The organism is Burkholderia sp. AU16741 (assembly GCF_002223345.1).
GTDB lineage: Bacteria > Pseudomonadota > Gammaproteobacteria > Burkholderiales > Burkholderiaceae > Burkholderia > Burkholderia sola.
Genome location: NZ_NKEZ01000008.1, coordinates 87,129 through 111,608, shown reverse-complemented (window position 1 = coordinate 111,608; position 24,480 = coordinate 87,129). Strand labels below are relative to the sequence as shown.

General features: G+C 67.8%; 22 protein-coding genes and 1 pseudogene. 8 read left to right on the top strand and 15 right to left on the bottom strand.

Translation table 11 applies throughout. The annotated features are described in order from the left end of the window. Positions 1 to 157: 157 nt before the first annotated feature. The 5 genes from CFB89_RS20965 (at position 158) to ahpF (ending at position 4,246) form a co-directional block, all read left to right on the top strand. The gene (locus CFB89_RS20965; protein ID WP_089469547.1) at positions 158 to 1,054 is read left to right on the top strand and encodes a LysR substrate-binding domain-containing protein; all 897 of its coding nucleotides are present in this window, start codon (positions 158 to 160) and stop codon (positions 1,052 to 1,054) included. A gap of 89 nt (positions 1,055 to 1,143) precedes the next feature. Beyond that, entirely contained in the window at positions 1,144 to 1,362 is a 219-nt protein-coding gene (locus CFB89_RS20960; protein WP_089469546.1) for a ribbon-helix-helix protein, CopG family, read from the top strand. Continuing rightward, positions 1,356 to 1,721: a type II toxin-antitoxin system VapC family toxin gene (locus tag CFB89_RS20955; RefSeq protein WP_089469545.1), complete on the top strand. Its 366-nt coding sequence runs from the start codon at positions 1,356 to 1,358 to the stop codon at positions 1,719 to 1,721. The genes CFB89_RS20960 and CFB89_RS20955 overlap by 7 nt, the downstream gene beginning before the upstream one ends. A 239-nt stretch (positions 1,722 to 1,960) precedes the next feature. Further along, positions 1,961 to 2,524, top strand: a complete 564-nt coding sequence (gene ahpC / locus CFB89_RS20950; RefSeq protein WP_034179823.1) for an alkyl hydroperoxide reductase subunit C — start codon at positions 1,961 to 1,963, stop codon at positions 2,522 to 2,524. Positions 2,525 to 2,647: 123 nt separating this feature from the next. Further along, entirely contained in the window at positions 2,648 to 4,246 is a 1,599-nt protein-coding gene (gene ahpF, locus CFB89_RS20945) for an alkyl hydroperoxide reductase subunit F (protein WP_089469544.1), read from the top strand. A 95-nt stretch (positions 4,247 to 4,341) separates the two neighbouring features. Here ahpF and CFB89_RS20940 read toward each other — a convergent pair whose 3' ends face one another. The 9 genes from CFB89_RS20940 to CFB89_RS20900 all read right to left on the bottom strand — a co-directional run bounded on the left by CFB89_RS20940 (position 4,342) and on the right by CFB89_RS20900 (position 15,634). Continuing rightward, positions 4,342 to 5,118 (bottom strand): extensin, encoded by a 777-nt coding sequence (locus tag CFB89_RS20940; RefSeq protein ID WP_089469543.1) that lies wholly within the window; start codon positions 5,116 to 5,118, stop codon positions 4,342 to 4,344. Between the two features lie 166 nt (positions 5,119 to 5,284). After that, positions 5,285 to 6,184, bottom strand: a complete 900-nt coding sequence (gene lpxO / locus CFB89_RS20935) for a lipid A hydroxylase LpxO (protein WP_089469542.1) — start codon at positions 6,182 to 6,184, stop codon at positions 5,285 to 5,287. A 207-nt stretch (positions 6,185 to 6,391) separates the two neighbouring features. Then, positions 6,392 to 6,946 carry a carboxymuconolactone decarboxylase family protein gene (locus tag CFB89_RS20930; protein WP_089469541.1) on the bottom strand — a complete coding sequence of 185 codons (555 nt, stop codon included), beginning with the start codon at positions 6,944 to 6,946 and terminating at the stop codon, positions 6,392 to 6,394. A 24-nt stretch (positions 6,947 to 6,970) separates the two neighbouring features. Further along, complete coding sequence (locus CFB89_RS20925; protein WP_089469540.1) at positions 6,971 to 8,305, bottom strand: aspartate aminotransferase family protein; 1,335 nt, start codon at positions 8,303 to 8,305, stop codon at positions 6,971 to 6,973. A 15-nt stretch (positions 8,306 to 8,320) separates the two neighbouring features. Further along, complete coding sequence (locus CFB89_RS20920) at positions 8,321 to 9,370, bottom strand: C45 family peptidase (RefSeq protein WP_089469539.1); 1,050 nt, start codon at positions 9,368 to 9,370, stop codon at positions 8,321 to 8,323. A gap of 20 nt (positions 9,371 to 9,390) precedes the next feature. Continuing rightward, positions 9,391 to 10,119, bottom strand: a complete 729-nt coding sequence (glnQ, locus tag CFB89_RS20915) for a glutamine ABC transporter ATP-binding protein GlnQ (RefSeq protein ID WP_011547980.1) — start codon at positions 10,117 to 10,119, stop codon at positions 9,391 to 9,393. Continuing rightward, the gene (gene glnP / locus CFB89_RS20910; protein ID WP_179233505.1) at positions 10,116 to 10,823 is read right to left on the bottom strand and encodes a glutamine ABC transporter permease GlnP; all 708 of its coding nucleotides are present in this window, start codon (positions 10,821 to 10,823) and stop codon (positions 10,116 to 10,118) included. The genes glnQ and glnP overlap by 4 nt, the downstream gene beginning before the upstream one ends. 15 nt (positions 10,824 to 10,838) lie before the next feature. Then, positions 10,839 to 11,576 carry a glutamine ABC transporter substrate-binding protein GlnH gene (gene glnH, locus CFB89_RS20905; protein ID WP_089469537.1) on the bottom strand — a complete coding sequence of 246 codons (738 nt, stop codon included), beginning with the start codon at positions 11,574 to 11,576 and terminating at the stop codon, positions 10,839 to 10,841. Positions 11,577 to 12,094: 518 nt separating this feature from the next. Then, entirely contained in the window at positions 12,095 to 15,634 is a 3,540-nt protein-coding gene (locus tag CFB89_RS20900; RefSeq protein ID WP_089469536.1) for an ABC transporter ATP-binding protein, read from the bottom strand. 118 nt (positions 15,635 to 15,752) lie between these two features. On the opposite strand from CFB89_RS20900, the gene CFB89_RS20895 reads away from it, so the two are divergent. Then, positions 15,753 to 16,700: a LysR family transcriptional regulator gene (locus CFB89_RS20895; protein ID WP_089469535.1), complete on the top strand. Its 948-nt coding sequence runs from the start codon at positions 15,753 to 15,755 to the stop codon at positions 16,698 to 16,700. 49 nt (positions 16,701 to 16,749) lie between these two features. Here the strand turns inward: CFB89_RS20895 and CFB89_RS20890 are convergent, their stop codons facing one another. Continuing rightward, positions 16,750 to 17,121, bottom strand: coding sequence for an MAPEG family protein (locus CFB89_RS20890; protein WP_089469534.1), 372 nt, complete (start codon positions 17,119 to 17,121; stop codon positions 16,750 to 16,752). Positions 17,122 to 17,395: 274 nt separating this feature from the next. On the opposite strand from CFB89_RS20890, the gene alr reads away from it, so the two are divergent. Then, positions 17,396 to 18,517: an alanine racemase gene (gene alr, locus CFB89_RS20880; protein ID WP_089469532.1), complete on the top strand. Its 1,122-nt coding sequence runs from the start codon at positions 17,396 to 17,398 to the stop codon at positions 18,515 to 18,517. A 316-nt stretch (positions 18,518 to 18,833) separates the two neighbouring features. On the opposite strand, the gene CFB89_RS20875 is transcribed toward alr, so the two are convergent. Both CFB89_RS20875 and CFB89_RS20870 read right to left on the bottom strand, forming a co-directional pair. Next, positions 18,834 to 19,628 carry an enoyl-CoA hydratase gene (locus CFB89_RS20875; RefSeq protein ID WP_089470549.1) on the bottom strand — a complete coding sequence of 265 codons (795 nt, stop codon included), beginning with the start codon at positions 19,626 to 19,628 and terminating at the stop codon, positions 18,834 to 18,836. Positions 19,629 to 19,821: 193 nt separating this feature from the next. Further along, positions 19,822 to 21,262 (bottom strand): annotated as a pseudogene (locus CFB89_RS20870) (MFS transporter). 137 nt (positions 21,263 to 21,399) lie between these two features. Between CFB89_RS20870 and CFB89_RS20865 the strand changes: the two are divergent. Next, positions 21,400 to 22,278 (top strand): LysR family transcriptional regulator, encoded by an 879-nt coding sequence (locus CFB89_RS20865; protein ID WP_179233504.1) that lies wholly within the window; start codon positions 21,400 to 21,402, stop codon positions 22,276 to 22,278. 23 nt (positions 22,279 to 22,301) lie between these two features. Here CFB89_RS20865 and CFB89_RS20860 read toward each other — a convergent pair whose 3' ends face one another. Genes CFB89_RS20860 through CFB89_RS20850 form a run of 3 tightly spaced genes read right to left on the bottom strand, consistent with a single transcriptional unit; the run spans position 22,302 to position 24,342 of the window. Then, positions 22,302 to 23,255, bottom strand: a complete 954-nt coding sequence (locus tag CFB89_RS20860; RefSeq protein ID WP_089469530.1) for a hypothetical protein — start codon at positions 23,253 to 23,255, stop codon at positions 22,302 to 22,304. A gap of 40 nt (positions 23,256 to 23,295) precedes the next feature. Beyond that, the gene (locus CFB89_RS20855; RefSeq protein WP_089469529.1) at positions 23,296 to 23,748 is read right to left on the bottom strand and encodes a DUF3592 domain-containing protein; all 453 of its coding nucleotides are present in this window, start codon (positions 23,746 to 23,748) and stop codon (positions 23,296 to 23,298) included. Between the two features lie 9 nt (positions 23,749 to 23,757). Continuing rightward, on the bottom strand, positions 23,758 to 24,342 hold the full coding sequence (locus CFB89_RS20850; protein ID WP_144030142.1) for a hypothetical protein: 585 nt from the start codon (positions 24,340 to 24,342) through the stop codon (positions 23,758 to 23,760). Positions 24,343 to 24,480 lie beyond the last annotated feature (138 nt).

The following is a 24,480-nucleotide window of genomic DNA, read 5'->3' as shown; positions in this document are numbered from 1 at the left end:
ATCTTAAACATGAAAAATATTAAATATTCGACATCCAAACCCCAAATACCCAATTGTTGGATGCTTATGCCATTCCCGCCACATTAACGTATCGCCATGTAAATAAGGGATATTTTTGTGTTGTCGCTCGACATGACTTTTCGATAAAATTCGATACATGAAAAATATCGAACAATTGCCGCACGATCCCCCACTGCGCGCGGTGCGTGCGTTCGAAGCGTTCGCGCGTCTCGGCTCGGTCACCGCGGCGGCAGGCGAACTCGACATCACGCCGTCGGCGGTCAGCCATCAGTTGCAACTGCTCGAGGCGTTCATCCAGACGCCGCTGACGGTACGCGAAGGCCGGCTGCTCGCGCTCACCGACGAAGGCCGCGACTACTACCGGTCGATCAGCGCGGCGTTCTCGGTGCTGCGCAGCGCGACGCGCTTCGTGCGCGACCGTTCGTCGCTGCGCCAGATCACCGTCAGCCTGATTCCGCTGCTCGGCATCGGCTGGTTCATCCCGCGGCTGCATGCGTTCCTCGCCGACAACACGGATGTCGACGTCACGGTGCTGTACGCGCACCACCGCAACTACCGAAGCGACGCGTCCGACCTGTCGATCCGCTTCGGCACCGGCGACTGGCCCGGCTATCGCTGCGAGCGGCTGCTGCCGGGGGCGATGGTGCCGATGTGCAGCCCGTCGTTCCTGAAGCGTCACGGGCCGTTCCGCACGCCGGCCGATCTCTCGCGCGCGCCACTCGTGCACGACGAGGATCGCAGCACGTGGGTCAACTGGCTGCAGGGCGCCGGCGTGCGGCACGTGTCGCACGCGGTAGGGCCGATGTTCGAGGATGGCCAGCTCACGCTGAGCGCCGCCCGCGCGGATCTCGGCGCCGCGTTGCTGCGCGCGCCGCTGGTCCAGCGCGAACTGGCGAACGGCGAGCTCGTGCAGTTGTTCGATCACGCGCTCGACGACGGGCGCGATTACTACCTGTGCACGCGCGAGGACGCGGACATGCCGGACGGAGCGCGGCGGCTGGCGGCGTGGTTGCGGAAGATGGCGGGGATTTGAGCGGGGCCCCATGCCGCGTCGTCCTGGCGGGGCCTTGCATGCTTTCAAACTCGCATATATGATATGCATATCATATATCGGAGGTTGCCATGAGCCGGATTCTGGTCGATCTGTCGGATGGCCAACTAGACGCGTTGGCCGTCATCGTCGAGACTCAACACCGTCCCCGCGCCGCCATCATTCGTGACGCGATCGACGCCTACATTGCCCTGAACAAGCACCGGCTTGCCGACGACGTCTTCGGTCTCTGGAAAGATCGCACGATCGATGGGCTCGCCTATCAAGAGGAATTGCGCTCGGAATGGTAAAAGCCCTTTTCGACACCAACATCCTGATCGATTATCTGGGCGGTGTGGAATCCGCTCGTGCGGAGCTAGGCCGCTACGACTATCGCGCAATCAGCATGATCTCGTGGATGGAAGTCCTCGTCGGGGCGCCCGCAAGTGACGAAGCACCCATTCGCGCATGGCTCTCGTCGTTCGATGTCATCGCCCTCGACAGCACAGTTGCGAATCGCGCCGTGACGATTCGCAAAGACCGCCGGATACGCCTGCCTGACGCGATCGTGTGGGCATCGGCGCAAGTGAACGGTCTGCTGCTCGTATCGCGCAACACGAAGGACTTTCCCGCCTCCGAACCCGGCGTTCGCGTGCCATATCAGATCTAAGCCGACGTACGCGAGCGCATACGCCTTCCCAGCACATCTGCCAGCCGGGCTCGTGCCGAGCAGGTGCCGCCCGCATCAACGTCCGCCGCCCTTCCCGCCCCCGCCCCCCCGCCAATCAAAGGCCGGAAGCAGATAGAAAATCCCGATACCCCGGATTGAAACAAGCAATTTCACAAGTTCAGGGTGAACCCGGATACTGGCAACACTCCACTCACCCCTGACGAAAAGGAATTGTCCAGATGCCGATCATCAACACCCAAATCAAGCCGTTCAAGGCAACCGCTTACCACAACGGCGAATTCGTGCCCGTCTCGGAAGAGAACTTCAAGGGCAAGTGGTCCGTCGTCGTGTTCTACCCGGCCGACTTCACGTTCGTCTGCCCGACCGAACTGGGCGACCTCGCCGACCGTTACGCGGAATTCCAGAAGCTGGGTGTCGAAATCTACGGCGTGTCGACCGACACGCACTTCACGCACAAGGCATGGCACGACACGTCGGACACGATCGGCAAGATCAAGTACCCGATGATCGGCGACCCGACGCTCACGTTGTCGCGCAACTTCGACGTACTGATCGAGGAAGAAGGGATGGCGCTGCGCGGCACGTTCGTGATCAACCCGGAAGGCGAGATCAAGCTGTGCGAAATCCACGACAACGGCATCGGCCGCGACGCGGGCGAACTGCTGCGCAAGGTCCAGGCCGCGCAATACATCGCCGCTCACCCGGGTGAAGTGTGCCCGGCCAAGTGGACGCCGGGTGCGGAAACGCTGACCCCGTCGCTCGACCTGATCGGCAAGATCTAAGGGTCGCCGCGCGCCTCGCACGGGGCGCGCGACATGCATCACCCCGGGCCGCCTCGCACGGCCCGCGCCCTCCTCCGGCACGACGTGCCCGACCAGAATCATCAATACGGAATCCGAAACGCCATGCTCGACGCCAATCTCAAGAACCAACTCAAAGCGTACCTCGAAAAGATCACGCGCCCGATCGAACTCGTCGCCTCGCTCGACGACAGCGCGAAATCGCAGGAACTGCTGGCGCTGCTGACCGAGATTGCGTCGCTGACGGATCGCGTGACCGTAGCCGAACGCCGCGACGACGCCGAGCGCAAACCGTCGTTCTCGATCGGCGAGCCCGGCAAGCCGGCCGGCATCCGCTTCGCCGGCATCCCGATGGGCCATGAATTCACGTCGCTCGTGCTCGCGCTGCTGCAGACGGGCGGCCATCCGATCAAGCTCGACGACGACGTGATCGAGCAGATTCGCGCGCTCGACGGCGACTACGCGTTCGAAACGTATTTCTCGCTGTCGTGCCAGAACTGCCCGGAAGTCGTGCAGGCACTGAACGTGATGTCGCTGATCAACCCGCGCATCCGCCACGTCGCGATCGACGGCGCGCTGTTCCAGAACGAAGTCGAGTCGCGCCAGATCATGGCCGTGCCGACGATGTTCCTCAACGGTGCATCGTTCGGCCAGGGCCGCAGCAGCGTAAAGGAAATCCTCGCGAAGCTCGACACGGGTGCGAGCGAACGCGCGGCGAAGTCGCTCGAGAACAAGCCGGTGTTCGACACGCTGATCGTCGGCGGCGGCCCGGCAGGCGCGGCCGCGGCGATCTACTCGGCACGCAAGGGCATCGCGACGGGTGTCGTCGCCGAGCGTTTCGGCGGCCAGGTGCTGGACACGATGGCGATCGAGAACTTCGTATCGGTGCAGGAAACCGAAGGGCCGAAGTTCGCGACCGCACTCGAACAGCACGTGAAGCAGTACGACGTCGACATCATGGACGTGCAGCGCGCCGACGCGCTGATTCCGGGCGACGTGCACGAGATCCGCCTCGCGAACGGCGCGGTGCTGAAAGCGAAGACGATCGTCCTCGCGACCGGCGCACGCTGGCGCGAAATCAACGTGCCGGGCGAGCGCGAATACCGCAACCGCGGGGTCGCGTACTGCCCGCACTGCGACGGGCCGCTGTTCAAGGGCAAGCGCGTCGCGGTGGTCGGCGGCGGCAACTCGGGTGTCGAGGCCGCGATCGACCTCGCCGGCATCGTGAAGGCAGTCACGCTGATCGAATTCGGCACGCAACTGCGCGCGGACGAAGTGCTGCAGCGCAAGCTGCGCAGCCTGCCGAACGTGACGATCGTCACGCAGGCGCAGACGACCGAGCTGACCGGCGACGGCAGCAAGCTGAACGGGCTCGTATACAAGGATCTGCGTTCGGGCGACACGCAGCGCATCGATCTCGAAGGCGTGTTCGTGCAGATCGGCCTCGTGCCGAACACCGAATGGCTGAAAGGCACGGTCGAACTGTCGAAGCATGGCGAGATCGTCGTCGATGCGCGCGGCGCGACGTCGGTGCCGGGCGTGTTCGCCGCCGGCGACGTGACGACGGTGCCGTTCAAGCAGATCGTGATCGCGGTCGGCGAAGGCGCGAAGGCGTCGCTCGGTGCGTTCGACCACCTGATCCGGCAGGACGTGGCGCCGGTGGCAACCGCTCAACCGCAGGCCGAAGAAGCGGTCGCCGCCTGACGGACGTCAGCCCGACGACATCGAAGTTTGTCTCTCTTGGCCCCGCATGCTTTGGTCGGCGTGCGGGGCGTTTTTTATGCCGGCGGCGTTCGCGATTACTTGGTCGCGGTCGAGCCGCCGTCCGCTGGCGCAGGCGCCGTCGATTTGAAACTGCTCGACTGCCTGACCAGTTGCTCGGTCATCGCGGCCGCCACGGGATTCGCGCCGGACGACGAACCGCCCTGCCGGTACGAACCCGTGCTCGCCGGCATCGACGACACCGTCGACATCGACGGCGGCGGCAACGCCGGATCGAGCTTCGCCGACTCCCTGACGAGCGCGGCCGTCTCCGGCGTTTCGGATTTCGTCGCGGCCGGCGACGCGGCGGCGGCGTGGCGTTCGAGGCCGTCGCGCTTGCGCGGCGCGCGTTGCGTGACCTGTGCGGCGGGAGCCGACTGAGCGGGTGTCGCGGCCGGGGCCGGGGCCGATGGGGTCGAATCCTGTGCATCCACCGTCACGACATTGACCTTCGGCGGCGGTGCGGCCGGCTTCGTCACCGGTTGCGGCTTGTCGCTGACGACCGGCACGGGTGCAGGCGCGGCGTCGACGCGCGCAGTTGCGGCCGGCGCGGGCGTGGGTGCGGTGGGTGCGGGAGGCGGCATGGCGGCCGCCTGTTTCGGCGCTGTCGCGGCAGCCGGCGCCGGCGGCACGATCGCGCCCTGCACCGCGTGATCGTTGCCCGCGGGCGCCGCGGCAACAGGTACGGCCGAATCGACGATGCCGGCGTCTTCGATCGCACGGTGGTCCGCGCGCAGGAGCATCACGTACGCGGTGCCGGCCGCGGCTACCAGGAGCCCGCCGGCGATCAACATGGTTTTACGGGTACTCGTCATGCTTGCTCACCGACATATCGATGTGAACAGGCCATCATACGCGGCCAATGCGCGTTGATCTCGCATGAATACATTTGGTTGCATTGATGACGGCGCGGGGCCGCCGACGCCGCGCGAGGCCGCGCCGCCTATCGTCAGACGAGAAGAAACCGCTCGCCCTCGCCGGTCAGATGCAGAAAATCGCGACCGCGATCCCGCCGAACAGCAACCACTTGACGATGTAATACACGGTACGATTCCACGCCTTGAGCCGCTTGCCGGCGCGGCGAATCGCATACAGGTACCGGAACGCGCGATTGAGCCCGCCCGTGCGATCGCCCGTTTCGTTCGGCGATGCGGCCGCGCGCATCAGCAGTTGCCCGACCGCATCGTTGACGCGCTGCGCCCAGCGATATTTCATCGGGCGCGCGATGTCGCAGAACAGGATCACGCGATCGTGCGCGGTGCGGTTTTCGGCCCAGTGCAGGTACGTCTCGTCGAACATCACGGCGTCGCCGTCGCGCCACGCATACGATTCGCCGTCGACGACGATCCGGCACGCATCGTCGTTCGGCGTATCGAGCCCCAGGTGATAGCGCAGCGAGCCCGCATACGGATCGCGATGCAGCCCGAGTTGCCCGTCCGGCGGCAACTGCGCGAACATCGCCGCCTTGATCGACGGAATCCGCGACAGGATCTCGACCGAGCGCGGACACAGCGCCTGCGCGGACGGATGCGGCGCGTCGTACCACTTCAGGTAGAACCGCTTCCAGCCGCGGCGAAAAAACGAATTGAAGCCGATGTCGTCGTACTCGCCCGACGCCTTGATCCGGCTCGCGTCGCGCAATGCGAGCGCTTCGCGGCGAAACGTGCGCCATTCGCGTTGCAATACCGCGAGCTCCGGAAAAAGATCGGTGTCGAGAAACGGCGTGGTCGGCACCGACGAGAACGCATACGAAAAGCAGTTCAGCGGTGCGGTAAAGGTCGAGTGGTCGGATAGTTGCCTGAACAACCGGTGCCGAACCTTGCCGCGCCGATGCGTGTAGACGACACACGCAATAAACACGATCAACAGGACCCAGCGCATCGATATTTCCCCCGTAAGCCGTTTGCGAGAATTCTAGGTACGGGAAAAATTTCTTGCTCTGACGGTGAGATCGCGTGGTGTAGGTCTCGCAACGCGACGAGATGGCCGATCGATCCGTGCCAAAACGCCGAAAAGCCCGTAGATACGGGCTTTTCGGGCAATCTGCATGCATGCGCGACAGGCTACCGACGCACACGCCGGCGGCGATTATTCCGGAAACGGCAAATCAGTTTGTCCGTCCGCGCGCATCCCGAACGTGTTGAGCGTCATCGCGACGAGCGCGTAATAGCCGAGCAGCGCGACGAGATTCACGACGGTCTCGTGCCCGAAGCGCGCCTGCGCACGCGCGAACGTGGCATCGCTCACGCGCTTCGTGTCGTACAGTTCCGTCGCGAACGCATGGATCAGCGCGTCGTCGTCCGATTCGAATGCGGGCGCGACCCCAAGCCGGATCGCATCGGCCGTCGCGGCCGGCACGCCGGCATCGAGCGCGATCGGGTGATGGATGTGCCACTCGGCCTGCGAGCGCCAGCGCGCGGCCGTCACGAGAATCGCGAGTTCCGACAGGCGCAGCGGCAGCCCGGTGCGATAGCGACAGAACGCGCCAAGCTTCTGCGCGTGCTGGGCCAGTTCAGGGCTCGCGATCCAGCCGAGGAACGGCCCGTTCAGGTTGCCGCGCGGGCCGCTGAGGATGTCGGCGAGCACGGCCTTCTGTTCGTCGGTGGCCGATGCGGGATCGAAAGGAGGCAGTCTGTCTGTCATGGCGAGGAATCGTTGAAGTCGGGTTCACGCGCCAGCCGACGCGAGCGTCGCGCCGATCGCGCCCGACAGCCGCTCGACGATCGTGTCGATCTGCTGCGCGGTGCACACGAACGGCGGCGCGATCAGGATGTGATCGCCGTGCACGCCGTCGATCGTGCCACCCATCGGATATACCATCAAGCCGCGCTGCATCGCTTCGCGCTTGACCGCCGCATGCAGCTTCAACGCCGGGTCGAACGTCGCCTTGGTATCGCGATCGCGCACGAGTTCGACGCCGACGAACAACCCGCGGCCGCGCACGTCGCCGACATGCGGATGCGCGCCGTAGTGCTCGCGCAACGACGCTCGCAACTGCTCGCCGCGCGCCTTCACGTTGTCGAGCAGCTTGTCTTCCGCGATCACGCGCTGCACTTCAAGCGCGGCCGCGCATGCGGTCGCGTGGCCGAGGTACGTGTGACCGTGCTGAAAGAAGCCCGAGCCGTCGACGATCGTGCGATAGATGCGGTCGCTCACGAGCGTCGCCCCGATCGGCTGATAGCCGGCGCCGAGCCCTTTCGCGATCGTCAGCAGATCGGGCGCGACGTCGTCTTCATCGCATGCGTACAGGTAGCCCGTGCGCCCCATCCCCGACATGATCTCGTCGAGGATCAGCAGCACGCCGTACTTGTCGCACACCGCGCGAATTTTCTTCAGGTACGTGCGCACCGGCGGCACCGCGCCGGCCGTCGCGCCGACCACCGTTTCCGCGACGAACGCCGCGACGTTTTCCGCGCCGAGTTCGACGATCTTCCGTTCGAGCTCGTCGGCCAGACGCTGCGCGTACGCTTCGTCGGTTTCGCCCGCCTGCTGGTCACGGTATGCATAGCACGGGCTCACGTGGTGCGCTTCGATCAGCAGCGGCAGGAACGGCTCGCGCCGCCATGCGTTGCCGCCGATCGCGAGCGCGCCGAGCGTATTGCCGTGATAGCTCTGGCGCCGGGCGATGAAATGACGGCGCTGCGGCTCGCCCTTCTCGACGAAATACTGGCGCGCGAGCTTCAGCGCAGCCTCGATCGCCTCGGAGCCGCCCGACACGAAATACACGTGGTCGAGCCCGGCCGGCGCACCGTCGACGAGCCGGTCGGCCAGTTCCTCGGCCACCTCGGTCGTGAAGAACGACGTATGCGCGTAAGGCAATTGCTGCGCCTGCCGCTTGATCGCGTCGATCACGCGCTGGTTGCTGTGGCCGAGACACGAGACGGCCGCGCCGCCGCATGCGTCGATATAGCGTTTACCGGTCGAATCGATGATCTCGATGCCGTCGCCTGCGACGGCAACGGGCAAGGTGGCGCGCGGGGCGCGATGGAAAACGGTCGTCATGCGTTGCCTCAAGGATCAGGACGCGCTGGGCGCGTGCGCGGACGGCACGATGTGCGTCGCGAAGCGCTGCGTGCCGTGTTGATGAACGGTGAAGTCGATCGCGGTGTCATGAATCTCGAACACCGCGGTCGCGAGCGTGTTCTCGTCGTCGGGATCGGCCGGATCGTCGCGATAGATCGGCAGCCCTTCCGGCGCGCGATCGCCGAGCACGCGCAGCAGCGCGGCTGCGTCGATCGTGTCGATGCCGGGCGTCAACGCGTCGACGCGTCGCTGACGGTCGCCCGACGACTGCGTGATGATCTGCGCTTCCGCGTCGCAACCGGCATGCACGAGATGGTTCGCGTGCCCACTGAGATGCGCGACGTCGATAACCGAACAGCGCGCGACGCTCGCCTCGATGCTGAGCACTCGCGCATCGCCGGTCGCAGCGATCGTGTGATGAAAGCCGCTCGCGCGCGCATGCGAACGCAGCACGTCGGCCGCCGCATCGAGCGACGTCGCATCGAGCACTGCGCGCGCGAGGATCATCCGCGGCACGCCAACCGCCGGCGTGCGAATCCGCAGGTTGTTGATCGCCTGCGCGATGCCCGCGCGGTTCGCGGCGAACGTATGCCCGGGCAGCGAGCCCGGGTAATAGAAGCTGATGAAGCCGGGCTTCCCCTGCGGCTGCACGTCGACGAGCAGGCAGCGTTCGCGCAGATACGGATCGCCGTCCTCGTTGTGCGCGATCCAGCGCGTGCCGTTCGCCTCGCGCGCGGCGAGCGTCGTGCAGCCGTCCGGCGCGTTGTGGATCAGTTCGCCGCGGCAATTCCACAGGAAGATATCTTCGGCCGGCCAGCCGACACCCGCCGCGATCCCGTCCAGTTCCGCGACGAGATCGGGGTACGCGGCGAGCGCGGCCTGCCGCAATGCGTCGACGAACGGATGGCCGCGCCAGCGGCGCACGGCCTGCCATGCGCTGCTCTGCTGCATGTACGCGTCGAACACCGGGCGGGCAAGCTCGCCGAGGCGCACGCCGATGTCGAACGGCGTGCCGGCGATGACGGGGGAAAGGGAAAGCGGCATGTCGGTGGATTCGGTTCCGTTCAGGACACGTGTTTCAGGAATTCCTTCAGACGCGGCGTCGGCGGCCGGTCGATCAGGTCGACCGGATGGCCGTCCTCGGCAATGCCGCCCTGATCCATGAACAGCAGCCGCGTGCCGACCCGCTTCGCGAAACCGATCTCGTGCGTGACGACGATCATCGTCATCCCTTCGGTCGCGAGATCCTGCATCACTTTCAGCACTTCGTGACGCAATTCCGGATCGAGCGCCGACGTCGGCTCGTCGAACAGCATCAGCCGCGGCCGGATCGCAAGCGCACGCGCGATCGCGACACGCTGCTGCTGGCCGCCCGACAGCTCCGACGGATAATGATTCGCGCGCGATTCGAGGCCAACCTTGTCGAGCAGCGCCATCGCCTGGTCGCGCGCGTCGGCGCGCGACGCGCCGCGCACCTGCATCGGCCCGAACATCACGTTCTCGAGCGCGGTCATTTGCGGGAACAGATTGAACTGCTGGAACACCATGCCGGCTTCGAGCCGGATGTTGCGGATCGTCGTCGCGTTGCCGCGCACGCTCTGGCCGTCGACCAGCAGCTCGCCGCCGGTGATTTTCTCGAGCGCGTTGATACAGCGCAGCATCGTCGATTTGCCCGAGCCCGACGGCCCGACCACGACGACCACCTCGCCCGCGTCGATCTTCAGATCGATGTTCTTCAACACCGGCACGTGGCCGAAGCTCTTCGACACGTTCTGGAATTCGATCATGCTCATAAGATTTTCATCCGCTTTTCGACGATCCGAAGCGTCAGCGTCATCGCGCCGGTCAGTATCAGGTAGATGACGGCCACCGCGCTCCAGATCTCGACCGCCTGGAAATTGCCCGCGATGATTTCCTGCCCCTTGCGCGTCAGCTCGCCCACGCCGATCACGATGAACAGCGACGTATCCTTCAGGCTCACGATGCATTGGTTGCCGAGCGGCGGAATCAGCCGCCGGAACGCCAGCGGCCCGACGATCTTCAGCAGCACGCGCGGCATCGACAGCCCCATCGCGAGCCCCGCTTCCGTCAGCCCCTTCGGGATCGACAGCAGCGCGCCGCGCACCACTTCCGCGAGATACGCGCCGGAATTCACCGTGATCGCGATGATCGCGGCCGTCAGGCCGTCGATGCGGATATGCGCGAGCAGCGGCAGCGCGAAATACAGGAACATCACCTGCACGACGATCGGCGTGCCGCGAATCAACTCAATATAGATTTGGGCGAGCACGTTCATCACCTTCGGTCCGTATGCGCGGAACATCCCCGCGATCATCCCGACGATGAAACCGCCCACCAGCCCCACCAATGCGATGAACACCGTCAACCGGACCCCGTCCATCAGGTCCGGCAACGCCGCCCAGATCGCCGACCAATCGAAATTCACTTGTCGCTCCCCGTTCGATTCAAGACCGGCGCGGCCGCTCGGCCGCGCCATGGCGCATGGTCACGCTCACATCTTCGGCGGCTCGGCGCCGAACCACTTCTTGTAGATCTGCGCGTAGCGGCCGTCGGCCTTGATCTTCACGAGCGACGCATTGACCTTCGGCACGAGCGGGCTGCCCTTCGGGAAGCCGATCCCGTACTTGTCGCCGCTGACCGGCTGGCCCGCGACCTTCACCTTGCCCTTGCCTTCGTTGTTCACGAAGAACAGCACGTTCGGCGTGTCGTGCATCGCCGCGTCGACGCGGCCGGCTTCGAGCGCGAGGTACGCCTGGTCGATGTTCGGGAACTGGCGGACTTCCTTCGGCTTCAGGTGCGCCTTGATCCAGTCGATCTTCGCGGCGATCACCTTGCCGTTCAGGTCGTCGATCGACTTGATCGACGTATTGCCGGTTTGCACCATCGCGGCGAGGCCGCTGTCGTAGTAGGGCGCGGAGAAGTCGATCGCCTTCTTGCGCTCTTCCTTGATCGTCATCCCGGACAGCGCGACGTCGATGTTCTGCGTCTGCAGCGCCGGGATCAGGCCCGCGAAATCCATCGGCTGGATCGTGTATTTCCAGCCCTGGTCCTTCGCGATCTCGGCCCACAGGTCGAGATCGAAGCCGACGTACTTGTCGCCCTGCTTGAACTCGAACGGCATGAACGACGTATCGGTCCCGACGACGAGCGTCTTGGTGTCCGCGTGGGCGAGGCTGGCGCCGAGCGCGGCGACGACCGCGACGGCTTTCAGGAAGGAACGGCGACTCATGGTTTCTCTCCGCATGATTGAGCGATGTAACCGGCCACCGGGCCGGCGGAACGACGACAGCAAGCCGCACCGCAACATGCGATGTTGAATTAGACCTTAGTGCAACAAGTGTTGTCAATGACGATACTACGACAACAAAAAAGTCCGCAACAAATAAATGCGTCGAGACAAACCCGAGCCGCGCGGCGCGGATAGATCGGAGGAAAGCGGCGGACGGCGGTTGAAATGCACGGTCCGGGGGGGCGGGCGGCGGAGGCAGGCTCCAGGCAGCGGGCTGAAGGGAGGGTTGCAGCAGCGCGTGCGCGCCGGCACGAGGGCCATCCAGTGCAACGCGGGCGGCGGGATGACGGCCGTGCCATCGCCGCCCCCGCACATCGGTTTGCGCGGACGGCCAGCGATTCAACCAGGCTGCTTGTCGGGACGGCCGTGCCGCCAGGCCGGCAACCGCCGGCGCGGCTCAACGCAGGTTGCGGGATGCGCGCGGCATCGCCGAACGCGGCGCACCGCTCCCGCGTCGTTCACGCCGCAACCCCGCTCGCCTGATGCGACACGAGCCGCGCATACGCACCCTGTCGCGCCATCAGTTCCGCGTGGCGGCCGGACTCGATCACCGCGCCCTGCTCGATCACGAGGATCAGGTCGGCATTGCGCACGGTCGACAGGCGGTGCGCGATGATGATCGACGTGCGCTGCGTCATCAGATCCTCCAGCGCCGCGCGGATCTGATGTTCGCTGATCGTGTCCAGGTGCGACGTCGCCTCGTCGAGGATCAGCACCGGCGCATCCTTCAGGAACGCGCGCGCGATCGCCACACGCTGGCGCTGGCCGCCCGACAGCTGCACGCCGCGCTCGCCGACGCGCGTCGCGAGCCCGTCCGGCAGCCGCGCGACGAAGTCGCCGAGCGCCGCATGGTCGATCGCGCGCTGAACATCCGCGTCGGACGCGTCGTTCGCGGCGAGCCGGATGTTCGCCTCGAGCGTGTCGTTGAACAGGTAGGTATCCTGCGCGACGAGCGCGATGTGCTGCCGCAGATCGTCGAGCCGCAGGTCGCGCAGGTCGATGCCACCGAGCGTCACGCGGCCCTGCTGCGGATCCCAGAAGCGCAGCAGCAGGCTCGCGATCGTCGACTTGCCGGCGCCCGACGCGCCGACCAGCGCGACCGTGCTGCCGGCCGGCACCTCGAAGCTCACGCGGTCGATCGCGGGCACGCTGCGCCCCGGATACGTGAACGACGCCGCGTCGAACCGCACCGCCGAATCGCCCGGCATCGCGTGCGCGCCGTCCGTCACCGTCACGGGCTCCTTCTCCAGCGCGCGCAAGCGGCGCGTCGACGCGATCGTGTCGGCAAGCTGGCGCGCGACCTGGCCGATCTCGGCCACCGGCACGAACGCCGCCACCGCGATCAGCACAAGCAGCGGCAACGATTCGCGCGGGAACCCGCCGCGTGCGCACAACCACGCGCCGAGCGCCGCGACGGCCAGCCCGCCGAGCCCGCTCGCGACTTCCAGCGCGGCGCTTTGCGTCGACAGATCGTCGAGCAGCTTCGCGCGCTGCCGGCGATACGCATCGACTTCGGCGACGAACGCCGCGCGCCGGCGATCGATCGCCTGGAACGCGGTCAGTTCCGCGAGCCCCTGGATCGTTTCGGTCAGGTGTGCGCCGAGCTGGCCGAGCGCCTCGCGCGCGCCGGTGCCGAGCCGGTCGACGTCGCGCCGGGCCAGCACGGGCGCGAGCCCGGCCCACAGCAGGAACGGCAGCAGCACCAGCGCGAGCGGCCAAGCGACCGACGCGAGCAGCATCAGCACGCCGGCCGGCACGAGCACCGCGACGAACGCAGGCGCGAGCGTATGCGCGTAGAAATATTCGACGGTCTCGACGTCCTGCGTCGCGAGCGCCACGAGATCGCCGGAACGGCGGCGCAGCAGCCCGGCCGGCGCGAGCCGTTCGAGCGTCGCGAACAGCGCGATGCGCATTTCCGCGAGCAGCCGGTACGCCATGTCGTGCGCGAGCCACGATTCGAGCCAGTGCAGCACGGCCGCGACCGGCGCGATCACGAGCAGCGCGGCCACCAGCCCGGTGCCGACATGGCCGGTCGGCACCGCGCCGACCACCATTGCGCCGATCACGCCGACGCCGATGAACGCGAGCACGCGGCCGATCCCGAACAGCACGGTCAGCGCAACCTTGCCCTGCCACGGCCGCACGAAGCGCAGCAGCGTCTGCAACGTTTCCCGCCAGCCGATCGTCGCCGCGTCGTCGTTCAGCGGCCGCACCTGTGGGCCCGACGACGCGCGCGCGGTCGCGCCGGCCGCCGCCGTCGCGCCGACGGATTCGGCGACCGCTTCCAGCTGCGGGCCCATCAGCCGGCGGTACGGGCCGTCGCGCGCGATCAGCGCCGCATGCGTCCCTTCGTCGACGACCTGCCCCTGGTCGAGCACCAGGATGCGATCGGCGCCGATCACGCTGGACAGCCGGTGCGCGAGCACGAGCGTCGTCCGTCCGCGCGTGAGCCGGTCGAGCGCCTGCTGGATCAGCGCTTCGTTCTCCGCATCGACCGACGACAGCGCCTCGTCGAGCAGCAGGATCGGCGCGTCGCGCAGCAGCGCGCGGGCAATCGCGATGCGCTGGCGCTGGCCACCCGACAGCATCAGCCCGCGTTCGCCGATGCGCGTCGCGTAGCCGTCGGGCAGCGCCGAGATGAAGTCGTGCGCGTTGGCCGCGCGCGCGGCCGCGATCATGTCCGCGTCGCCCGCGTCAGGGCGGCCGAGCCGCAGGTTGTCGGCGACGCTGCCGTCGAACAGCGTCGCATCCTGCGCGACGACTGCGATCATGTCGCGCACCTGGTCGGCATCGAGCGTGCGCACGTCGTGGCCGCCGATCCGGACCATCCCGCCCTGCGCGTCGTGCTGGCGCAGCAGCAGGCGCACGATGGTCGACTTGCCGGCCCCGCTCGGCCCGACGATCGCGACCGTCTCGCCCTCGCGCACCGAGAAACGCAGCGCCGCATGGGCGTCCGCACGGCGCCCCGGATACGCGAAGCTGACGTCGTCGAATGCGATCTCGGGCCGCAGGCCCGCCACGCGCGGCGTGTCGACGGCACGCGCATGGCCGCCCGCATCGAGCAGCGCATGGATCGCATTCGCCGCCGACTGGCCGATCATCCCCTGATGCAGCACCGCGCGCAGGTCGCGCAGCGGCCGGAAGATCTCGCTGCCGGCCATCAGCACGATCAGCAGCGCTTCGAGGCTCATGTCGCCGTGCTGCACGCGCCACGCGCCCACCGCGATCGCCGCGGCCGCGCCGAGGCCGGTGCCGAGATCCGTGAAGAGCCGCGTCAGCAGCCCGAGCGCGAGCACCCAGAACGTGCTGTCCGACAGCGCGCGCGCCTTCGCGGCCAGCTTCGCGCCGAACGCGCTGCTCTGCCCGAACGCCTTCAGCGTCGGCAGGCCCTGCACCGCGTCGAGAAACTCCTCGCCGAACGCCTTGAACGCGGCCGAGCGCGCGAGCGCCGCGCGCTTGTCGGCGCGATGCACGAGCTGCGGCAGCGCGAGCGTGACGAGCGCCGCGACGAGCAGGATCGCGGCCGTCGGCACGTCCCACCACGCGAGCACCGCGAAGATCATCAGCGGCGCGCACGCGGCGATCACGAGCTGCGGCAGATAGACGCCGAAGAAGGTCTGCAACTGCTCGACGCCGTCGACGACGGCCAGCATCACGCCGCCCGTGCGTTCGCCGCTGAACCATGCGGGGCCGAGCGCGGCGATCCGGTCGAACAGCCGCGCGCGCAGCGTCGCCTGCACGCGGCCCGCCGTATGCTGCGCGAGCACCGTGCGGCGATGGTCGAGCCATGCACGCAGCAGCACGCAAGCCGCCGTTGCGGCGACGGCCTCGCCGATGCCGCGCGCCGGCGCGCCGGAAAACACCAGCGCCAGCACGCGGCCGAGAAACACGAAGCGCAGGATGCCGACCCCCATCGCGAGCAGCCCGAGCGCGACGGCCGCCGCCACCCGCCAGCGCAGTCCCGCCATCATGGCCCATAGTCGTCGGTCGAAATACATGCAGCCCTCCGGTCGTGTTTCGTTGCGTTTTTCTGGACCGGATCGAGGCTACCCGCGCCGCCCCCGCGCGGCAAAAGATGATTTTTCAACGGGTGTTGAGTCAACTACAATACCCCGCATGTCGCACCTCCCTCCCCTCAGCGCACTGCGTGCTTTCGAGGCGGCCGTCCGCCTCGGCGGGTTCGCGCGCGCGGCGGCCGAGCTGAACGTGTCGACCAGCGCGGTGAGCCACCAGATTCGTTCGCTCGAGGAATCGCTCGGCGCCCGGCTGCTCGAACGCAGCACGGGGCTCGGCGGCATCAGCCTCACGCCGGCCGGCGCGCGTCTGCTGCCGGCCGTCGGCGATGCGCTGTCGCGTCTCACCGACGCGTGCGCCGACATTCGCGGCACCGCGCAACGGCTCACCGTGTCCGCCAACGCGCCGTTTTCGTCGATGTGGCTCGCGCGCCGGCTGGCGGAATTCTCGTCGCTGCATCCCGACACCCCGCTGCATGCGGTCGTGCTCGACGACGAGCCGGATTTCGCGCGCAGCAGTGTCGACCTGGCGATCGTGCACGTGCCCGCGCACCGGCTGCGGGCCGACGACGACGTGCTGATGCGGGAAACCGTGTTTCCGGTGTGCAGCCCCGAACTGTTTCCGTACGCATCGGAGCACGTATGCCGCTCGCGGCTGCTGCAGGAAATGCACGAGGACAGCCCCGAGATCGACTGGCGCAACTGGGCCGTGCATTTCGGCTTGCCGGACGACTTCGACACGAAGATCGTCCGCTACAGCAGCTTCAGCCAGGTGATCGGCGCGGCCGTCGGCGGCGCGGGCATCGCGCTCGGCCGCGTGCCGCTGATCGAACCCGAACTGCGCAGCGGGCGCCTGGTGCCGCTGGTGCCGGGCCTCGCGCGCGAGGCGTCATGGCGCTTCGTGCTGCGCCGCCATCCGTCGACGCGGCACCGGCTGCTCGATCCGTTGATCGCGTTCCTGCGCAGCGAAGCGGGCGCGCCGCCGTTCGTCGCGAAAAAGGTTGCGCCCGCATCCAACGACAGTCACGCACGGGGCGCGGGCGGCGCCTGACGGCGCGAGCATGCAACGCCGGCTGCACGTTTTGCGCATGAACGGCCGCTTACGGCGTCGCGAAGAACAACCCGACGACGCACGCCATGCCGCCGAACCACACGAGCGAACGCAGCGACGCCCAGTTCAACAGATACATCAGCGCATAGACGACGCGGATCGCGACGAACGCGATCGCGAGCTGGTCGACGCGATGCACGTTCGCGCCGTTGTGCCACGCCACCACCAGCGCGACCGCGAACAGCACGAGCGCTTCCCACGCATTCTGATGCGCGGCCTGCGCGCGTGCGCGCCAGCCTTCAAGCTTCGCCAGATAGTCGCGCGGCATACGGTTGTCGTAACCCTTGCGGGCCTTGGCGAGAAACGTCATCGGGAACGGCAACAGCGCCACGATGAACAGGCACAGCTGGGACGTCGTCATCAAAGTCTCCTCCGTTATGATTACATTGATCAATGACAAGATCGCCGAGAGCTTAGCACTGCATCGTGCTGTCCGCGCACCGGTTTTCTAGACGGGAGGCTCGGCCCGCGACGACGCCACAATTTCCACCAAATCACCGATAAATACGTTAATTAAAACTGGTCGAACACCCATAACATAGCGCTCGACACTGGCTTGACGCGCCGCCGCGCCCGGCCAGCCGGTTTCCCCCGCGCCGCCGCGCGCCGAACGACATCCGACCCGAGCCCTTGCCATGCCCCGTCCCATCGTCGCCCACATCCGCCCCGACGCCGTTCGCCACAACCTCGACTTCATCCGCCGCACCGCCGCGCAATCGCGCGTGTGGGCCGTGATCAAGGCCAATGCGTACGGCCACGGCATCGAACGGATCTACGCGGGCCTCGCGGCCGCCGACGGCATCGCGCTGCTCGATCTCGACGAAGCCGTGCGCGTACGCGAACTCGGCTGGGACAAGCCCGTGCTGCTGCTCGAAGGGATCTTCGAGCCGGCCGACGTCGAGCTGGCCGATCGCCATCGGCTGACGGTCGCCGTGCACTGCGACGAACAGCTCGACCTGCTGATCGCCGCGAAGCCGCAGCAGCCGATCGACATCCAGCTGAAGATGAATTCCGGCATGAACCGGCTCGGCTACCGGCCGGCCGCGTTCCGCGCCGCGTGGGAGCGCGCGGCGAGCGCGTCGCCGATCGGCAAGATCACGCTGATGATGCATTTCGCGAACGCCGACGAAGGCGAAGTCGACTGGCAGCTCGGACAGTTCGACGCGACCACGGCCGGGATTCCGGGCGAGCGCTCGATATCGAACTCGGCGGCCGTGCTGTGGCATCCGCGCGCGCACCGCGACTGGGTGCGGCCCGGCACGATCCTGTACGGCGCGTCGCCGACCGGCGCGGCGCGGGATATCGCCGACACGCCGCTGGCGGCCGCGATGACGCTGACCAGCAAGATCATCGGCGTGCAGACGCTCGCGCCCGGGGAAACGGTCGGCTACGGCCGCCGCTTCACGGCCGACCGGCCGATGCGGATCGGCGTCGTCGCGTGCGGCTACGCGGACGGCTATCCGCGCCACGCGCCGACCGGCACGCCGATCGCGGTGGACGGCGTGATGACGCGCGTCGTCGGCCGCGTGTCGATGGACATGCTGACCGTCGACCTGACGCCGTGCCCGAACGCGGGCATCGGCGCGAGCGTCGAGCTGTGGGGCGACCAGGTGAAAGTGGACGATGTCGCCGAAGCCAGCGGCACGATCGGCTACGAGCTGATGTGCGCGCTCGCGCGCCGCGTGCCGGTGGTGATCGTGCCGCCCGGCGCGTCGACCGTGCAGCCGGCGCTGCGGACGGGGAGCTACGGCCGCTGACCGGCGCCGCCGCGGCGGTGCGGCGGTGCGGCGGTGCGGCGGTACGGCGGTACGGCGGTGCGGCAGTACGGCGGTGCGGCAGTACGGCAGTACGGCAGTACGGCAGTACGGCAGTACGGCAGTGCGGCAGTGCGGCAGTGCGGCAGTGCGTGACCGCGTCGCCGCGCATGCCGTTCCACTTGCTTGCGGGCCGCCTTGGCGGCCCGTCTGCTTTGCGGCGAACCGCCCTCTCGCGCCGGCCACGACGCGCTACGTCGTTGCGCGTTGCACCCACGGTGGGATGACAACGCGCGCCCTGCCCGCTCCCGTCACCGCATCACGAACGCCACGTCGGCTTGCGCTTCTCGAGGAACGCGTCGATCCCTTCGACCGCATCCTCTTCCATCATGTTGCGCGCCATCACGTCGCCCGCGTACGCATACGCTTCGTCGAGCGGCAATTCGCGCTGACGGTAGAACATCTGCTTGCCGACCCGCACCGCGGCCGGGCTCTTCGCGACGATCTCGGCGACCTTGCGCGCGACGGCCGCATCGAGCGCGTCCTCGGGCACGGCTTCGTTGACGAGCCCCCACGCGGCGGCCGTCGCCGCATCGACGAAACGGCCGGTCACCAGCATGTCGAACGCGCGCTTGGCCGCGACGTTGCGGCTCAACGCGACGGCCGGCGTCGAGCAGAACAGCCCGACGTTGATGCCCGACACCGCGAAGCGCGCGGTATCGGCCGCGATCGCGAGGTCGCATGCCGCGACGAGCTGGCAGCCGGCCGCCGTCGCGATGCCGTGCACGCGCGCGATCACCGGCACCGGCAACGCGCGCATCGCGAGCATCACGCGGCTGCACTGCGCGAACAGCGTGCGGTAGTAGTCGAGTTCAGGCTTGGCGCGCATCTGGCGCAAGTCGTGGCCGGCGCAGAACGCCTTGCCTTCGGCGGCCAGCACGACGCAGCGCACGTGCGGATCGGCAGCCAGCGTATCGAATGCATCGTGCAGCGCCGAGAGCATCGCTTCGGACAACGCGTTGAACTGCTGCGGGCGATTCAGGCGCAGCTTGACGACGCCGTCGTGCGCATCGCGCAGCAGGATCGGCTCGGCTGTCTCGTGAATGGGTTCCATGGTGTTCCGCTCGACGGGGTTCGACAGGATTCGATGCGGCGCGGGCGGACGAAACGCGTATCCGGCCGCCCGCGGCAGCGTCACGAAATGGTCCTCCACATTCCGCACGGCGTCCAGCCGCGGTGCCGCACGCGCGTGCGCGACGGCCTGCCGGCCACGGCGCAACGACCGTGCCCGTCTCGCGTCAACGGCGTCAACGGCGTCGTCGCGCGGCTTGCGCGGCTTGCGCGCGGCCTGCCGTCCTCGCGGCCAGCGCGGCGATCGCATAGGCGACACAGCCGAGCGCCGCGACCGCCCACAGCGCACCGGTCAGGTCCGGCAACAGGATCGTCGCGGCGCCTGCGACGGCCACGCCGAGCAGGCTGCCGGCCTGTCGCGCCGCGTTGAGGAACCCGGATGCCACGCCCGCCGCGTCGGCAGGCACCTGTTCGAGCACCGTCGCGATCATCGGTGCGACCGACAACGCGGTGCCGGTGCCGAACGCGGCCATCGCCCCCCCAGACCACCGGCCACGGCCCATGCAGCGCGAGCGCAATCGCGATCGCCGGAATGGCGAGCGCCGCCATCGCGAGACCGTTAGCCATCAGCGTGACCGGACGAACGCGGCCATGCAGTTTTCCCGACAGCAGATTGCCGAGCGACAGACTCAACGCGAACGGCAGCAGCGTCAGCCCGATCTGCCGCGCGCTCATGCCGAAGCGCCCGTGCAGGTACAGGCTCAGCACGAACAGCAATCCGAAGTAGCCGACATAGACGAGGCTGCCCATCAGGTTCATCGCGACGAAGACGCGATTGCGAAACCATGCGAGCGGCACCATCGGATGGCGCGCACGCCGCTCGACGACGACCAGCACTCCGGCGGCGAGCGCGGCGATCAGCAACGCGGCGCGGACCTCCGCGGCGCCCGCGCCGCGTGTCGGCAATTCGATCACCGCGAAACACAGCGCGCCGAGCGCCGCCGCACCGACGCCCTGGCCGGCCCAGTCGAAATGGCGCACGTCCCGCGCGACCGACGCGCGAACGCACGCCGCCGCGCCGGCAAACGCGACCGCGCCGGTCGGCACGTTGATCAGGAACGCGCTGCGCCAGCCGAAATCGTCGACCAGGATGCCGCCCAGCACCGGCCCCACCGCGACCGCGACCGACGCGATGCCGGCCCACACCGCGATCGCCCGCGCCCGCTCGGCCGGCACGTCGAAGGTGCTGCGCACGATCGCGAGCGACGCGGGCAAAAAGAGCGCGGCGCCCATGCCCTGCGCGAACCGCGCGGCCACGAGGATCGCCACCGACGACGCGCCGCCGCACGCCGCCGATGCGCCGACGAACAGCGCCAGCCCGGCAAGGTACACGCGCTTCGCGCCGAACCGGTCGGACAGCGCGCCGCCCGCGAGGATCAGCGCGGCGAAGCTGAGCGTATAGGCGTCGACGATCCACGCGAGCTCCGCGACCGTCGCGCCGAGGCTGGTGCGCATCGCCGGCAGCGCGACGTTGACGATCGTCGAATCGAGCACCGCCATGAACATGCCGACCGCGACGAACGCGAGCGTCAGGCGCTGCTCGCGCGCCGTCGCGCGGCTCGGCGCCGTCGGCGCGACGGAAGAAACCGGGACGGAAACGGAATGGCACTCGGACATGACACCTCCCTGCAGATGCCGGAAGTCTAGGACCGGGCGCGCGATGCGCAAAAGTGATAATTTCGCATTTCCCCGATGCAAATCTGCATCACCGTTTCCTGTCCGTCGCCGCCTGTCCGATGCCACAATCGATCCGCATGAACTGGGACAACGCCCGCTTCTTCCTTGCACTGGCGCGCACCGGCACGCTGCGCGGCGCCGCGGCGCAACTGAACGTCGATCAGGCAACGGTCGGACGCCGGATCGCCGCGCTCGAGGACGAACTGGCGGCCCGGCTGTTTCTGCGCACACCGTCCCTCTATGTACTGACGACCGCGGGCGAAGCGCTGCTCGAGCCGGCCGAAACGATGGAGCGCGCGTCGCTCACGATCGAACGCCGGGTAATGGGGCTCGACGAGCAACTGGCGGGATCGGTGCGGATCGCGACGACCGACACGCTCGGCAAGCGCTTCGTCGTTCCCGCGATCGCCCGCGTGCGGCGCCGGCATGCCGGCATCGACGTCGTGTGCGTGACGTCGGCGCAAATCACCAACCTCACGCGCCGCGAGGCGGATCTCGCGATCCGCACGTTGCGGCCGGAATCGCCGGACCTGATCACCCGGCGGCTCGGGCATCTCGAAACGGGCATCTACGCATCGCGCGGCTACCTGGCCGAACGGGGCGAACCGGTCGCGGGCAGCGCGTTCGACGGGCACGATCTGGTGATGTATCAGCAGCCGGTGGTGCCGACGATGTGGGACGCGCTGTGCGGCGAGCCGACATCGCGCGGCCGCGTGATGTTCCAGACCTCGTCGACGATGATGCTGGTGGAGGCGACGCTGGCGGGGCTCGGGATTTCGGAGTTGCCGTGCTTCCGCGCGGACACCGAGCCGGAACTGGTGCGGCTCATGCCGCAGCGGTGCAATCATTTCGACGTGTGGCTCGTCGCCCATGCCGACCTCTACAAGACCGCGCGCGTGCAGGCGGTGATCGAGGCCGTCGTCGACGAATTCGCGACGGCGGCGGCGGGCCGGTAGTGGCCCGCTAACGGGCCGGTGCGTCAGCGCGGCCGATACTCGCCATCGGCAGCAGACCAGCGAAACGTCTGGCGCCATTTGCCGCCGCGCTCTCGCAACTGCAAGTCGTGGAAGCCGTCCGTCGAGGACGACAGCACACTGAGCGTATTGCTGCCTTCCGTGATGTCGTGATCTCGCGTGCCGTTGCGATGCCAATCCCCGGCGATATCCCGGTAGAACATCATCGGCTGCGCGAACACCACGCGCAGCGTCTTGCCTTCGATCCGGAACAGGTACAACGCCTCGAACGATGCGCCGCCGCCGGCATAGCCGATCGACCAGCCGGCTCGCACCCCGAACGCGGCATCGCCCGCCCGCAGCACATACGGCGCGAGATCGAACCGCGACCACCGCTCGGGCCGTAACGCGCGGTCCCCCGACTGCTTCGTCTCCTCGAGATAGTCGGGAGCGTCGAGATTCGTGTTGCTCCAGTCGGTCGCCTGGTCGAGCGGCTGTTCGGTACGCGCGACCAGGCGCGGCACGCCGTCCGGGCCGCGCTCGAATACGCCCAGCCAGACCCGCTCTTTCCGGTCGTCGGCGTCGGCGCCGCGCGCGAAATCTTCGCAATCGGTAGGCGCACGGAATCGCAGCACGTCGCGCGCAATATCGTCGGTCGGTGCCACGCACACGATCGCGACGAACGCACCGGGGCGTTGCGGCCACGGTTTCGCGCCGGCCAGCACGACTCGCGCAAGCGGCTGGCCCGGGGCAAGTTGCGCCACCAGCCCCTCTCGCGTGAAGCCGGGCGGCAGGTGCACGCCGAAGCCATCCGCTTCCGGCGCGCCGCCCATGTCGCGCGCATACGCGGCGCGTGCTTCGGGCGAATCGAACTTGCCGGACACCTGGTCAAGCGAATGCGCGGTACCCGCCGCGTACGCGGGGAAGCCCGCGAATGCCGCGCCGATCACGACGAGCCACGGCATCAAGCGAATTGTCATGTTGGAATGTCCTGTGAAGAGTTCGGTGCACAACGGGCGGTCACATTCGCTTGCGCCCGCCGCGCCACCTGCGCACGCCCGACCACAACTGTCCGACGCCCGCGACGAAAAAGACCGCGCCCATCCCGCCGATTGCCAGCGCATCGCCCCAGATCGCGCCGAACGTGTTCATCCGCGCGGTCATCCTCGGCGCGTCCGGCGCATAGCGCACCTCGACCGTCGCGCCGTCCTCGACACTGACGTCGCCGCCCTGCGCATATTCGACGTGCTCACCCGCGAGCGTCGTGAACGCGATCTCCGGATGATGCGGGCCCGCGTTCAGCTTGACGACACGCCCCGGCACGACGGCCGACGTCCGCATGAATTCCCGCGTCGACTGCGCGTACAGCGCGGCGCCGATCAGCATGCACGCGCCCAAGATGGAAAAAACGATGCCCTTCGCGATCAGCATCTCGATGGGTTGGGCCGCAGCGCGGCCGGATCCGGTCATCATCGGTTCGCGCTACGGACGCGACGGGTAGAACGACACGTCGATCCGGGACTGTGTCTTGCAGCGATACATCACGCCGCGCCCCGTTTCGTCGGTCACGCCTTCGTACGGCCCGTTACAGCCCACCACCTTGTACCGCGCGAACGGGATGCGCTTGCCGTCCGTCGGGCGGACCCGCACCGGCATGCGCCCCGTCGGGCCATCGCCGATCATGCGCACGAGCACCATGCGCGCCGCATCGATCGGCGCGGCGGAACGCATGTAGATCGTGCGTCCCTGCGCGTCGGTCGTGCCTTCGACTTCGAGTTCCCGGCTGTCCTGGGCCGCGCTGGTGTAAAGCGCGAACGCATAGCGCGTATTCGGCAGCGCCTGCCGGGTGGCCGGATCGTGCAGCACGAAATAGCAGCCGTTTGCGCCCCGCCCGGCCGACGCCTGCCCGTCGGCCTGCGCGGGATGGCACGTGTACGACGAGCCGCTGTCCGCGGCCGCCGCTTGTGCGTTCTGTTGCGCTGTGTTCGCGCATCCGCCCGCCAGCGCGGCGACCAGCGATACGCACGCGCCGCGCAGGAGCGCGGCCCGACCCATTCCGGTTTTCATTGGAGGGTGTTCCGTTCCCGATGTTGTCACTGCCGGGCGTGCCGCGCATGGCAAGGCACGCCGCCCTCGGCATCCGGCAGGATACGGACATCCCGGCGCGCTGTAAATCGCGCACGCAACCCCTCGACGTCCCGCTGG